Source organism: Vibrio sp. 10N.222.55.C6 (assembly GCF_041473395.1).
Classification (GTDB): domain Bacteria; phylum Pseudomonadota; class Gammaproteobacteria; order Enterobacterales; family Vibrionaceae; genus Vibrio; species Vibrio crassostreae_C.
Window position 1 is genome coordinate 1 of the sequence record NZ_JBFRSD010000644.1, and the last position, 338, is coordinate 338.

Genomic DNA, 338 nt, shown 5'->3' on the forward strand with positions numbered 1-338 from the left:
GTGGCTGAAGGAGCGCGTCCGTATCCATAAGAACTTGCTGGACATCGACCTGCCAGACGGTGATTTTCTTCTTTACAAGATCCGCAAGACTAAGGGTAATGGATTCATGGCTTTCGTCGTGTCTGTCAAAATCCAAGACAGCACACTGAGTATTGGAAATGTGGAACGGTACATTGATGAAGATAAGCTCCGCACCATGCACGAGTGTCTTGACGAAGATGTGATCCCTACATTATACGATGGAGGGTTCTACCTGTTCGACGTTGAGAATGAGATGGTGCTGAGTGACTACCACACCACACGTGTTCCACGGATCATAGGTAATAGTGATGTGGACA

The 338-nt window shown here is 47.3% G+C and carries 1 protein-coding gene; it reads left to right on the forward strand.

The genetic code is table 11. The features are described from left to right. Nucleotides 1-338, forward strand: a 338-nt coding sequence (locus tag AB4486_RS25450; RefSeq protein WP_372119502.1) for a hypothetical protein, incomplete at both ends; no start/stop codon positions are given.